The following is a 12,115-nucleotide window of genomic DNA, read 5'->3' on the forward strand; positions in this document are numbered from 1 at the left end:
AAGGAATCAACGCAGTGTCCACTCCGCTTGCCAAGGGCCAGAACGGCCCACTGAGCGTCGACGACGTCATCGTCTCTCTCGACCCGACGGCCCCCGCATACCTGTCCGCGTTGCTCGTGACCGAATCGGGGAAGGTGCGTTCGGACGCAGACTTCGTCTTCTTCAACCGGCCGAGCGGTCCCGGTGTGCAACTCGTTCCTGAACGTGACGCACCCGCGCCCCAGGGTCTCCCTCCCGGGCCAACCGCGCCCGCCGAGATCAGCCTCACCAATACGCGCCAGGTCAGTCTCGTCAAGGGTCAATAGGTCGCACTCCGAGAGGACGATGGCGTCGCGTTGACACAAGTCCGGATGCGTCGGCGGTCCTGTTTGCGGACACCAATCTGGTCGACATCGTCTACTACCGCGAACTCACGTCGAAGGACGGGTCGGTCCGCCACGAGGGCGACAACCTCACCGGGGCGGGCGTGGGCGGCGACGAGGTGATTTCCGCGAACCTCACACAGATTTCGCCGAACATCTCGGCCATCGTGTTCGTCGTGACGTCCACCGCGGGCACACGTTCGAGCAGGTCAAGAATGCGTTCGGTCGACTGGTGGACACCACGGCGCAGATCGAACCGGCCCGGTTCACGCTGCAGAGAGGGATGCCGTTCAGCGGAATGGTGATGGCTAAGGTCTACCGGTCGGGTGAGGAGAGGAAACTGCAGGAGATCGGTGAGGGCATTGCGTCCAAGCACGCCGGTGAGTGGCTTTTCAACCCGGCCGCTTCCTCTGCGTCTGATCTCCGGCCGATCCGCGGACCTTCTACCGGTCGCACCCCGGTCACCCGGTGCGACGTGTACACAAGAGGTGCAACTCGGTCAGCCCGCAGTATGAAAGGTGCCCGGCATGGCAAACAAGATCCTGTATGTCGACCTGGACAACACCTTGGTCAGTTTCCAGTCGGGAATCCGCAGGCTCACCAGGTATCCACTGACACGCGATTGAGGGTGCCCATGGACGGACGGCCTGGTAGTCATTCGATCGGTGAATACCTGATCAGTTCGCGGTCGATGGCGGAGTATCGGGCGATGTTCACACTCGAGGACTCGGGTGGACGACAAGGTACTCGACTGCCCAGGGGGCCGGCGTCCTCCCAATGACGCGCCAACTGCCAGGGGACCGCTATGAAACAGATGTCCATTGAAGGTGATCCAGGAGGCGCTGCGGACCTCCCTTTCCCGATCAGTCTCCTTAGGGAAGGGGCTGGGGGTTCGCCCGCCCGCATTCGACTCGGATCTCGTGGCGATACTCACCGGGAACTCAACTCGCGCAATACCTCTCGATCCGGATGACATCCTGACTAGGTCAGGATCCGAAGATGTTGCCCACCGATCCCGTGGTCCCGGGTTCTTCGGTGCCGCCGCCCTCGTCGGTGACGGTGACCGTGCCGGCTTGAGAGGTCGAGCCCGAATAGTTCTGTGTTCCGCTGTAGACGGCGGTGATGTCGTAGGTGCCTTCGGAATCGAAGGTGTGGGTGATGCTCGCCTTACCTTCCGTGTTCACCGGTACTGCCGCACCCAAGTCGGTTGCGCCGTCTTTGAATTGCATGGTGCCGCCATCGGGGGTCGGGGAGACCTGCGCCTCGAAGGTCACCTCGGTGCCTGTCACCGCGGTCGCCGGGCCGGTGAGCGTTGTGGTGGTTACGACGTCCGAGACCTGCACGGTCACGCTCGACTGCGAGCCTCTGGTCTGAGCGTTCCCCACGTACTTCGCGGACAGGGTGTGCGCACCCGCCGTGTCCGGTGTCCAGTCGAATGTTGCTACACGACTGCCATTCAACTGAGCCGCCCCGATCTTGGTGGCGCCGTCGTGGAACTCGACGTTGTCGCCGGCGGCGCCACCGGTCACGGTCGCCGTCAGTGGCACCGACTGCCCGACCTGCACGTCGGACGGAACGGCAACGATGGCGGTGGTGGAGGTGTCCAACCCGACCGTGACGACCGGGCCCTTGTTCTTGTACGTGCCGCTGCCGACCGGGCCCTTGTAGCTCATCGACGTCATCAGCGGAACATTGAGGTCACAGTGCGTGCCTACTTTGTACGAGAACTCGAACGTGCGCGACTTCGGGCTGATGTACGGGTACACCGGCCATTTGATGGCGTTGCCCTTGACCTTCGCCCAATCATCACCCTTGCTGTCGAGACCATAGGACTTCCCGCCCACCTTCGCCGACACGAAAGTCAGACAGGCCGGGTGCACGTCCTTGACCTCGTAGATGTACTCCACTGGAATACCGGTCCGGGTGAACTTCGTCGTCGAGGTGATGGCGTCTCCCGGGCGGGGGTTCACGTTGCTGATCGTCCGGGTGAAGTTGCTACGCATATCGGTCCACGTCACGGTGGGGGGAGGGGGGGAGCCCGCACCGGCGACGCCGGAACCGACCGTCACCGCGAACCCGGCGGCCACCGCCATGGCACTGACGCCGCTGACCATGCGACGAATGATCCTGTCAGACTGGAATTTCCTCTCGATGGCGAAGCGTGCTTTGTGGGTGGCGAACCATTATTCGACCGGACGGCTTCCGGATCGGACCGGACTCCGCACACGTCTATAGGGCGGCCGATCCCGTGGGCCCGGGTTCTTCGGTGCCGCCGCCACCGCGGGTGACGGTGACCGTGCCGGCTTGAGAGGTCGAGCCCGAATAGTTCTGTGATCCGCTGTAGACGGCGGTGATATCGCGGGTGCCTTCGGAATCGAAGGTGTGGGTGATGCTCGCCTTACCTTCCGTGTTCACCGGTACTGCCGCACCCAAGTCGGTTGCGCCGTCTTTGAATTGCATGGTGCCACCATCGGGGGCCGGGGAGACCTGTGCCTCGAAGGTCACCTCGGTGCCGGCCTCCGCCGTCGCTGTAAGCGTTGTGGTGGTCTCGGCGTCCCGGACCTGCACGGTCTGCACGGTCTGCGAGCCCATGTCCCGCTCGTTTCCCTCGTATTTGACGGACAGGGCGTGCTCACCCGCCGTGTCCGGTGTCCAGTCGAATACCGTCATACCGTAAGCGTCCAGCTGAGCCGCCGCGAGCTTGGTGGTGCCGTCGTAGAGCTCGACAGTGCTGCCCTTGTCTCCATGTGCAAAGCCCGCGTACACGATCGCCGTCAGCGGCACTGTTTGCCCGACCTTCACATCGGAGTCGTACACGAGCCTGCTGGAGGAGGTACTGAGCTTGACCGTGACGGCCGGGCCCTTGTCCTTGTAGTTGCTAGAGGCGAGCGCATGCTCGTAGTTCATCGTCGTCATCAGCGGAACATTGCGGGCACAGTCCCTGCCGACCTGGTACTGGAAAGTGAACGTGCGCGACTTCGGGTTGATGTTTGGGAACACCGGCCAGTCCGTCGCGGGGTTGGCCTTGACCTGCGCGACAGTCGGGCCGTCTATGTCGATAGCAAGCTGGCCCCCGCCCTCCTGCGCCGACTGAAGCGTCCAACACTCCGGGTGCACGTCCTTGACCTTGTAGATGTACTCCACCGTGCCACCGAAGGTCCGTTCGAACTTCGTCTTCGAGGTGATGATGTCTCCCTCGCTGGGGTTCACATTGCTGATCGTCCGGGTGAACTTGGCGTGGCCGGCAGTCCACGTCACCGATCCGGAAGCTGCACCCGCGACCCCGGAACCGACCGTCACCGCGAACGCTGCGGCCACCGACATGGCACTGACGACGCTGATCACGCGACGAATATTCTTGTTGGACATCGATTTCCTCTCGATCACGAAGCATGATTCGTGGGTGGCGAACCAATACATGAAAAGGTGACTTCCGAATCGGACCGGAATCCGCACACCCGCATGGGGCAAGTGGTGGAGCTGGGTCAGGATCCGAAATGTTGCCGGCCGACCCCGTGCCACCCGACCCTTGTGCTCCGCTGTAGACGGCGGTGAAGTCGTGGGTGCCTTCGGAATCGAAGGTGTGGGTGATACTCGCCTTACCGTCCGCGCTCACCGGTACCGCAGCACCCGAGTCGGTTGCGCCGTCTCTGAATTGCACGGTGCCACCATCGGGATCCGGGGAGATCTGGACGAGCTGCACCGTCGACTCCGAGCCCTTGGCCGACATGTTCTCGACGTATTTCACGGACAGGGTGTGCGCACCCGCCGTGTCCGGTGTCCAGTCGAATACCGCCACACGACTACCATTCAACTGAGCCGCCCCGATCCTGTTGGCGCCGTCGTGGAACTCGACGTTGTCGCCGGCGCCACCGGTCACGGTCGCCGTCAGTGGCACCGACTGTCCGATCTGCACGTCGGACGGCACGGCAGCGACCGGACTCGGGGAACCGGAGTTCGCCCATTCCGCACCCGCCACACGCCGACTACTCCCAAGCTTCCCCGCGCGCTCTCGGAGCGGTACGTATTGGTGGGTTCCAGATGGTTTCGGCGGCGCGGTTCACTGCACTCCTCGAGTTACCGACGCCCGAGTTGAACTGTGCTGCAGTGTTGTCGGTGACAGCACTCCAGGAAAGTAAGCTCAGCCCGTGACCGCGCCTCCGCCTGTGGCCGCCTCGGCACTGTCGGTGGCCCCGCTGTCGGATGCGGGTTGCACCGCGGCGTCATTTCCGCTGTCCACAACTCCAGGAGTGCGGTGAACCACGCCGGCACTGCCGGCGGACCTGGTGTCGGTGGTGTCGCTGTCGGTGGCGTCGCTGTCGGTGGTGTCACTGTCGGCATTTTGAGAGTCGAGGACAGCTTGTGCAGCCCGTACGGTGTCGATAGCAGACTGTACGTTGAAGTCGACGCCGACACCGTCGATGACGGCTTGTATGGTGCGCACGGTACTAGGGTTGACGTTGTTGATGTCGTCGATGCCGACACTGCGGAGATTGCTCTTTACGGTACTCACCGCGGCGGCAAGTTCCTCGGAGTCGACGGTCTGAGTTCCGTTGTCCGGGTGAGTAACGTTGTCCGGGAGAAGGCCGGCATTCAGCAACTGTTCGATTGCAGTGAAGGCTCCATAGAGGGCAATCGGATCCCATGGGAGGAAGTAGCTGGTAATCGAGAGTGCCGGGCTGAGCAGGTTGGGTAACTGCCCGACGAAGGCCCCTGTGGGGTCGCCGGTCTCGTTGGCCCGGGTGGCAGCGTCGACGGCGGCCTGGCCAACGCCGGGGAACAACAAGTCGGCGATCCCCGCAAGTTGTATCTCCGGTGCCGTGGTGCTGGCGGGAGGCGGTGTGTACGAGATGACACCGGCGGCAGCGGCGCCGCCCACAGCGACCACAGCAACACCAGCAATAACTCGTGAACGAACTGATACCTGCATGACACCTTCTCTATGATTTGGCTGAACCAGCTTCCGGCAAAACAAGTCTCGAGAATCCGCACTAGGGCGTCGACAGGGTTCGCCGGCTAACTCGGCCGGAGACAGTGGTTGTTCGTAGGAGATGGGACTGAGCATTCCGATCGCAGAATGTGTACGGGAGAGTAATGTGACGTCATTCACTTGTCAACCGCTGCAATTAATTTCACAAGGCGGTATGGTTGAAATACCAAGTACATTCCGGCTCAGGGCTGTCCGCTTGCTGTCGGGGAGCCTCCTGCTGCGCGGACTACGTTGCGCTAACGTGGGCGGAAGTGTGTCGACTGGTTACGTGTCGGCGCGGATGTCGGCGAGGGTGGAGTCGGCGAAGAACCCGCTAGCGGGGGGCAGTGTGGTGAATCATGTTCCGCGCCAAAAGGTGAATTCGAATTCGACTTCGAACTGCCGCGGGATTGGTGCTGACGATGATCGTATTCAGCAGCGCGAGCTGAGGGAGAATCAATGTGGGCGGACATCGTTTTCTTGCACAACATGATTCCATCAGGCATCAGGCATCATGAGGTTCCCCCCGAAAAGTGGACCGTGGTCACGCGGCCCTGGCGGTCGCTGTCAGTGACTTTTCGTAGTCCTGGGGACTGAGCATCCCGATTACGGAGTGCCTACGACGAGTATTGTAAGAGTGCATCCAGTTGTCAACTGCAGAAACTAGTTCCGACTTGCAGACGAAGGTGTGCCGGTAGTAGTGCTCGTGTTTGAACGTCGACCACAGGCTTTCGGCGCCGGCGTTGTCCCAGCAGATCCTGGTCGCACCCATCGACCGGCGCAGTCCGTGACGCTCGCATGCCTGCCTCGTCACCTCAGCGGTGTACTGGGCGGGTTCAACCTGTCGATGCAACACCGGGCTGTTGCAACGAGCGTAGTTGTTCCTCGAAGACCTCAGCCGGAGTCCGCCAGCCGAGTATCTTGCGAGGCCGATTGTTGATCACCAAGGCGACGGCTTCGAGGTCGTCTGCGGACCACCTGGACAGATCGGTGCCCTTCGGAAAGTACTGGCGCGATCGGAATGCATGATCGTGCCCGAAACATCACCGCCACGGGCCGCGACGGCCTGCTCGAGCGCATCGGTGACGAGTTCGGTGCGCATATGATCGGCGATCGCCCATCCGAGGACTCGTTTGGAATGCTCGTCCTTGATCGCACACAGGTACATGTCACCTTCGCCGCAGGTCAGATAGGTGATGTCGGAAGTCCACACCGCATCGAGGCGGCCCTGATCGAATCGGCGTAGCACCAGATCGTCGGGGAACGAGCCGAACGGATCGACCACTGTGGTGCGGACCTTGAAGGTGCGCGGACTGATACCGGCGATCCCGAGACCGCGCATGATCTTCGCGACCGTTTTCTCCGTGACGAGGTCCCCGGCAACCCGCAGTTCGGCGGGTTGTTCGACGAGGCCCGCTCGGGTCGGCCCCGCACCCTCGACCGGGATGAGGTGATCGCCACGACGCTGGCACCACCGAAGAAATACGCCGTGATGCATTGGAGTTCACGTCTTCTCGCCGATTACCTCGGGATCGGGTACGGAACCGTTGCTCGGGTGTGGCGCGAGTACGGGGTCCAGCCTTGGGAGGTGGAGACTTTCAAGTTTTCGACCGACCCGGAATTGGTCGCGAAGGTCACCGACATCGTCGGGTTGTATCTCGAGCCGCCGGAGAACGCGATCGTGCTCTGCGTCGACGAGAAGCCCCAGATTCAGGCGTTGGATCGCAACGCTCCGACGTTGCCGATGCAGATCGGCATTCCCGAACGGAAGACCCCACGACTGCATCCGGCACAGCACCGCCACCGTGTTCGCCGCCCTGGACAGCGCGACGAGGAAGGTCACCGGCATCTGTCGGCCGTGGCATCGCCATCAGGAGTTTCTGGTATTCCTCGAGCGTGTGGCCAGGGCCTATCCGGATCAGAAGCTGCACTTGGTGATGGACAACTACGCCACGCACGAGAAGGTCGAGGTTCGTGACTGGTTGGCCGCGAATCCGCGAATCCGCGAATACACGTTCACTTCACGCCGACGTCCGTGTCGCGGATGAACATGGTCGAGGTATGGTTCGGCATCATCGAACGGCAGGCGATCCACTGCGGCACGTTCCGCAGTGTCAGTGATTTGATTGAGAAGATCCGCGAGTTCATCAACGGGTGGAACCCTCGTGCGCAGCCGTTCGTCTGGACCAAAACCGCCCACCAGATACTCGCCAAGGCCAACCGTCCAACAACTTCAAACGCGGGCCACTAGTGCATCTCGGGCGTGGTGACATCCTTGTTGTCTCCGCACGGCCCGATGTTCCTCCTGAAACGGGCCTGCCGATCGGCCTCCACCGCGCTGTTGAGTTCGGTGATTGTGGCGGCGTGAAGGTTGCGGATGATGGCGTTGGCGTCGGCGGACCCGAAGCGTCCGGACTCAGATTCCTAGCGCGGCGGCAAGTTCGCGCAGATCTGGGGTGGGATCTTCCCCTGCGGGTAGTACCTGAATGGCAACGTGATCGGCGCCCGCATCGAGATGCTCCCGCAGCCGCCCGGCAATGTACTCCGCATCGCCGTGAGCGACTAGTGCGTCGATCAGCTCATCGCTGCCCCCGCCTGTGATCTGCTCCTGAGTGAATCCCAGGCGTTCGAGGTTGTGGATGTAGTTTCGCAGGTGTAGATAGGGGTTGTCGACGGCCGCGCGTCCGATGGGTCGTGCCCGCTCGGCGTCGGTATCCAGCACGATCTTCTGCTCCGGTGCGAGCAGCGGTCCCGGACCGAACAGCGTGCGCGCTTCCCTGGTGTGTTGGGGAGTGGTGAGGTACGGGTGGGCGCCGGTGGACCGGGCTGCCGAGAGTTCGAGAACCTTCGGCCCGAGCGCTGCAAGAATCCGCCGACTCGCCGGTACACCGGCGGCATCGAGGACGTCGAGGTACTCGACCAACGCGGAGTACGGCTTGCTGTAATTCAGTCCGGGTTGCTCCGGATGGCCGACGCCGACGCCGAGGAGGAAGCGTCCCGGATAGCGGGTTTCGAGCCGGTGGAACGATTTCGCAATCTCCTCGGCGGGCGCCATCCAGATGTTGACGATGCCCGTCGCCACGGTGATGGACGATGTGGCGTCGAGCAGTTGTTCTGCCGCCTCGAGGTCTGCCGGTGGTGAACCGCCGATCCAGATCGTGCCGTACCCGGCCGATTCGATCGCCTTCCCCGCTTCGGGCGACAATTCGCCGAAGTGCCAGACGCCGAACTGTCCGAGCTGGGGGGTGTCTGCGAGGGTCTTACTCATAGGTGGTGCAACCTCTCTTCGTTCTCGTTCATTCCGGGATCGCGGGGCCGGTGTTGCGAGTAACGAGTGGACGTTCGCGGGTCAACCGGCTGTGCTCCGGCCCGCTGCCGCACAACCTCTGTAGTACGACACCCGCTACTTCACTTGCCAGGTGCCCGGTACTCGGCGTCCCGGCGCACAGCCTCATCCACCTGTTCTGGAGTCAGCAACACCACCGATTCGGACCTCGCCGCGCCCGACGCAGCGGTGCGGATGCCGAGCGCGGCGGCCGCGACTTCGTCCGGTACGTCACCGATGACGAACAAATCCCTGCCACCGAGCGCGAAGTAGCAGGATTCGACCGTGCCCCCGACGCTTTCGACCATCCTCGTGATTTCCTGGCGCCGTGCGGTGCCACCCTCGGCCAGCAATCCCTGCGCGCCTTCGGGTGAGTACGTGACCTGCCAGAGGTATCTCGGCATCGGTGCCTCCTCGATTGTGGGCTGTTCCCTATGGTTCTCCCGGGAGCGGTCACATGCAATAGCTGTCGGAGCTAGGTTTGCGAGATGGCTGGGGCCCGGATAGGCATCCCCGACTGGACGTATCACGATTCGCGCGGCGACTTCTGCCCGGAGGATCTGGCTCATCGCAAGGAGTTGGCTTACGCCGCGAGATGATTGTCGTCCATCGAGATCAATGGGTCGTTCTATTCGTTGCAACGGCCTACCTCCTATGTGAAGTGGCGCGACGACACCCCCGATGGCTTCGTGTTCGCGGTCAAAGGCGGTTCGACCAGCTTTCCCGGACGACCATCGAGGCCGCCAGGCTCGCTGCGAGGCACGACGACAAACTCGCCGCGGACACGGCGGGCCGATATTCGGCAATTGAAGTGACCACGAGCGATGGTTCGGGCAGGGCCTCGACTGCTTCGTCTACTTCGACAACGACATGAAGGGTGACGCACCATTCGACGCGCTGCGCCTGCTCGAGCGGCTGGGCGGCCGCTGACCGGTGGGTCCGACGTGCGAAAGTGGTGACGCTTCCATTTCGAAGAATCGAGGATCCCCAATGTGGCCCACTCATTGGCCTTCGACCGCGCGTGAGATCGCCGAAGCTCTCGATGCCGCCATCGTTGCCGCCCGTTCCTCGGACGCGGCGGCGCTGACCGAGGCCACAGGGGAGTTGGCTGCGCTGCCCGCGGAACAGGTCGGCGCGATACTGGCCGTGATGGTTCGGGAACTGCTCGAGACGCTGCACCCGGACGGTCTGACAGGTGAGGACGTACAGGAGGTGCTCACCCGCTGCGCGCGGGCGGCGCCTGCCCTTTTGCCCGCCGTGGATGTTGACTCCCTGGTCACGGTGCTGACCGGCGCGCTCGGGGTGGCCGACATCGAGGAGAACCCGGGCCGTCCCGAACATGCCGTCCCGGCTGCGATCCTGGTGATCGCCGATCTGCTGAGTGCGGCGGAGGACCCCGGCTCTTCGGGCTTGTCAGGGGCGGGATACGTCCGCAGCGCACTCGACGAGATCGCGCGCGCCGAAACCGTGGAGATACCCTGATCCGTTCAGCGCTCGGTGCGCTTCGCTGACTACGTGTTTGCATCCGTCGCCTTGCGCTGCGGTCGCCTTGCGCTGCGGTCGCCGTACGCCTCGGTCGCCGTACGCCTCGGTCGGCTGACGCTGTGGTTGGCTGACGCTGTGGTTGGATGACGGCATGGAACGACGGGCGATCCGCCGGCTGATCGGCGCTGGTGCAGGACTCGTCGCGCTCGTGGGCCTGGTCGTGGCGGCCGCGACGGTGTGGACGTCGCGTGAGGCGTCCGGTCACGTCTATGACGTCGACGACTCGCCCGCTGCCCCCGTGGTGATCGTGCTCGGAACGCAGGTACGCGACGGTAAACCCGGGGAGTACCTGACGGGTCGCCTCGATGTTGCGCTGCAACTTCTCCAGGACGGCCGCGCGGGGTCGGCGCTGGTCTCGGGGGACGGGGCGGGTAGGTCCGGCGACGAGATCGCGGCTATGACAAAGTACCTGGTCGAAAGGGGGATCGACCCAGATCGGATCGTCGGCGATCCGTACGGCCTCGACACTTATGACACTTGCACCCGCGCGGCCCATACGTACGGTGTGACCAAGGCGCTGATTGTCACACAGGCCTTCCACGTGCCACGAGCGGTGGCGCTGTGCCGAGGCGTCGGGATCGACGCGGACGGCGTCGCCGCCGAGTGTGACTGCAGCACGATCACGATGGCCCGGAACACCGTGCGTGAATCGCTGGCCCGCCCGAAAGCCATCCTCGACCTCCTGTCCGGGCGGGACCCCGTCGTGGTTTCCGAGCCCGTCGATGCGCTCGGCAAGTCTCTCGTAGAGGGCTGACCCCGATCTCGCCCAGTGCCGAAGGCGAACTCGGTAGGCTTCTGCCTGACGGTGAGCGGAGGCGTAATGATGGTTTCTCCGACGGATTCGGGTGCCAGACCTGATCCCACTCCCCGCGACATCCGGAGATGGCGTCGATATCTCGCGGCCGAACGCGCCGAGGCCTCGGTCTACCGGGACCTCGGGAAACGGCGGTCAGGCGAGGAGCAGGAGATCCTGCTTGCTCTCGCCGAAGCGGAGGGACGGCACGAATCCCATTGGCGTACTCTGCTCGGCGAGCAGGTCGGAAAGCCCGTGCGTGCCGACATTCGCACGAGACTCCTCGGCATGCTGGCCAGGTGGTTCGGATCGGTATTCGTGCTCGCTCTCGCGCAGCGCGCTGAAACCCGCTCGCCGTATCCGACGGACGTGGACGCCACCCAGGCCATGGGCGCGGACGAACGCATCCACGAAGAAGTTGTGCGGGCGCTCGCGGCACGCGGGCGAAATCGCCTCTCCGGCACTTTTCGCGCGGCCGTGTTCGGCGCCAACGACGGCCTGGTCAGCAACCTTGCGCTGATCCTCGGTATCAGTGGAAGCGGCGCCTCGAACCAGATCGTCTTGCTCACCGGACTCGCTGGACTGCTCTCGGGTGCTCTGTCAATGGGCGCGGGCGAGTACGTATCCGTGCGGTCGCAGCGTGAACTCCTCGAAGCGTCGGCGCCGGGGCAAGGGGCGCGGGAGGCGGTGCCGCTGCTCGATGTCGATGCGAACGAGCTTGCACTCTTATACCGGGCGCGCGGAATGTCGGCGGCGGACGCCGAGAAACAGGCGTCTGAGGTTTTGCGGAGAACTGTTCAGCTCGATCCAGTTTCGGGCGGCGACGCCGTCGACGCGCACGAGGCGATCGGCACCGGGTTCGGTGCCGCTGCGGCGAGTTTCTGCTTCTTCGCATCCGGTGCGATCATCCCGGTACTGCCGTATCTCCTCGGCATGGAAGGTACCGCCGCGCTTGTCGTCGCGGCATCGCTGGTGGGCGTGGCTCTGCTCGGAACCGGCGTGGTGGTGGGGCTACTGTCGGGTGGTCCGCCGTTCAAGCGGGCACTGCGCCAGTTGGCGATCGGATACGGTGCCGCTGCCGCCACCTACCTTCTGGGCATGCTGTTCGGTGCGAGTATCTG

The 12,115-nt window shown here is 63.5% G+C and carries 13 protein-coding genes and 5 pseudogenes; 7 read left to right on the top strand and 11 right to left on the bottom strand.

Annotation, left to right across the window (positions count from 1 at the left end; all coding sequences use genetic code 11):
• Positions 1-14: 14 nt before the first annotated feature.
• A pseudogene (locus RM2_RS17315) lies at positions 15-782 on the top strand (TerD family protein).
• Positions 783-1,348: 566 nt separating this feature from the next.
• Here the strand turns inward: RM2_RS17315 and RM2_RS17320 are convergent.
• The 8 genes and pseudogenes from RM2_RS17320 to RM2_RS25970 all read right to left on the bottom strand — a co-directional run bounded on the left by RM2_RS17320 (position 1,349) and on the right by RM2_RS25970 (position 7,180).
• A complete protein-coding gene (locus RM2_RS17320; protein ID WP_072690785.1) occupies positions 1,349-2,476 on the bottom strand; it encodes an Ig-like domain-containing protein in 1,128 nt (375 codons plus the stop codon).
• 115 nt (positions 2,477-2,591) lie between these two features.
• On the bottom strand, positions 2,592-3,731 hold the full coding sequence (locus RM2_RS25315) for an Ig-like domain-containing protein (RefSeq protein WP_245814019.1): 1,140 nt from the start codon (positions 3,729-3,731) through the stop codon (positions 2,592-2,594).
• A 160-nt stretch (positions 3,732-3,891) separates the two neighbouring features.
• Positions 3,892-4,341: pseudogene (locus RM2_RS25965) on the bottom strand (Ig-like domain-containing protein); the annotation flags it as partial.
• 162 nt (positions 4,342-4,503) lie between these two features.
• Positions 4,504-5,292, bottom strand: coding sequence for a hypothetical protein (locus tag RM2_RS17335; RefSeq protein WP_139277809.1), 789 nt, complete (start codon positions 5,290-5,292; stop codon positions 4,504-4,506).
• 583 nt (positions 5,293-5,875) lie between these two features.
• Positions 5,876-6,145, bottom strand: coding sequence for an integrase core domain-containing protein (locus tag RM2_RS17340; protein WP_169846753.1), 270 nt, complete (start codon positions 6,143-6,145; stop codon positions 5,876-5,878).
• A gap of 22 nt (positions 6,146-6,167) precedes the next feature.
• Positions 6,168-6,344 (bottom strand): annotated as a pseudogene (locus tag RM2_RS24040) (IS30 family transposase); the annotation flags it as partial.
• Complete coding sequence (locus RM2_RS25785) at positions 6,272-6,829, bottom strand: DDE-type integrase/transposase/recombinase (RefSeq protein WP_084721857.1); 558 nt, start codon at positions 6,827-6,829, stop codon at positions 6,272-6,274. The gene RM2_RS25785 and the pseudogene RM2_RS24040, both read right to left, overlap by 73 nt.
• Before the next feature lie 6 nt (positions 6,830-6,835).
• Positions 6,836-7,180, bottom strand: a complete 345-nt coding sequence (locus tag RM2_RS25970; RefSeq protein WP_373863350.1) for a hypothetical protein — start codon at positions 7,178-7,180, stop codon at positions 6,836-6,838.
• On the opposite strand from RM2_RS25970, the gene RM2_RS25975 reads away from it, so the two are divergent.
• A complete protein-coding gene (locus RM2_RS25975) occupies positions 7,137-7,379 on the top strand; it encodes a transposase (RefSeq protein ID WP_373863348.1) in 243 nt (80 codons plus the stop codon). The genes RM2_RS25970 and RM2_RS25975 overlap by 44 nt on opposite strands.
• Entirely contained in the window at positions 7,376-7,582 is a 207-nt protein-coding gene (locus RM2_RS25980) for a hypothetical protein (RefSeq protein WP_373863349.1), read from the top strand. Before RM2_RS25975 ends, RM2_RS25980 begins: the two co-directional genes overlap by 4 nt.
• On the opposite strand, the pseudogene RM2_RS25325 reads toward RM2_RS25980, so the two are convergent.
• From RM2_RS25325 to RM2_RS17365, 3 genes and pseudogenes are all read right to left on the bottom strand, one after another.
• Positions 7,582-7,737 (bottom strand): annotated as a pseudogene (locus RM2_RS25325) (ABC1 kinase family protein); the annotation flags it as partial. The gene RM2_RS25980 and the pseudogene RM2_RS25325 overlap by 1 nt on opposite strands.
• Positions 7,738-7,747: 10 nt before the next feature.
• Positions 7,748-8,599: an LLM class F420-dependent oxidoreductase gene (locus RM2_RS17360; RefSeq protein ID WP_072690789.1), complete on the bottom strand. Its 852-nt coding sequence runs from the start codon at positions 8,597-8,599 to the stop codon at positions 7,748-7,750.
• Positions 8,600-8,739: 140 nt separating this feature from the next.
• Positions 8,740-9,060, bottom strand: a complete 321-nt coding sequence (locus RM2_RS17365; RefSeq protein WP_072690790.1) for a GYD domain-containing protein — start codon at positions 9,058-9,060, stop codon at positions 8,740-8,742.
• An 84-nt stretch (positions 9,061-9,144) separates the two neighbouring features.
• Here RM2_RS17365 and RM2_RS17370 point away from each other — a divergent pair.
• The 4 genes and pseudogenes from RM2_RS17370 to RM2_RS17385 all read left to right on the top strand — a co-directional run.
• Positions 9,145-9,586 (top strand): annotated as a pseudogene (locus RM2_RS17370) (DUF72 domain-containing protein).
• Positions 9,587-9,646: 60 nt separating this feature from the next.
• Complete coding sequence (locus tag RM2_RS17375) at positions 9,647-10,138, top strand: hypothetical protein (RefSeq protein WP_072690791.1); 492 nt, start codon at positions 9,647-9,649, stop codon at positions 10,136-10,138.
• Between the two features lie 154 nt (positions 10,139-10,292).
• Complete coding sequence (locus tag RM2_RS17380; protein ID WP_072690792.1) at positions 10,293-10,955, top strand: SanA/YdcF family protein; 663 nt, start codon at positions 10,293-10,295, stop codon at positions 10,953-10,955.
• A 69-nt stretch (positions 10,956-11,024) separates the two neighbouring features.
• Positions 11,025-12,115: VIT1/CCC1 transporter family protein (locus RM2_RS17385; protein WP_072690793.1), on the top strand; the 1,091-nt coding region annotated here is incomplete at its 3' end.

The organism is Rhodococcus marinonascens NBRC 14363 (assembly GCF_001894885.1).
GTDB lineage: Bacteria > Actinomycetota > Actinomycetes > Mycobacteriales > Mycobacteriaceae > Rhodococcus_F > Rhodococcus_F marinonascens.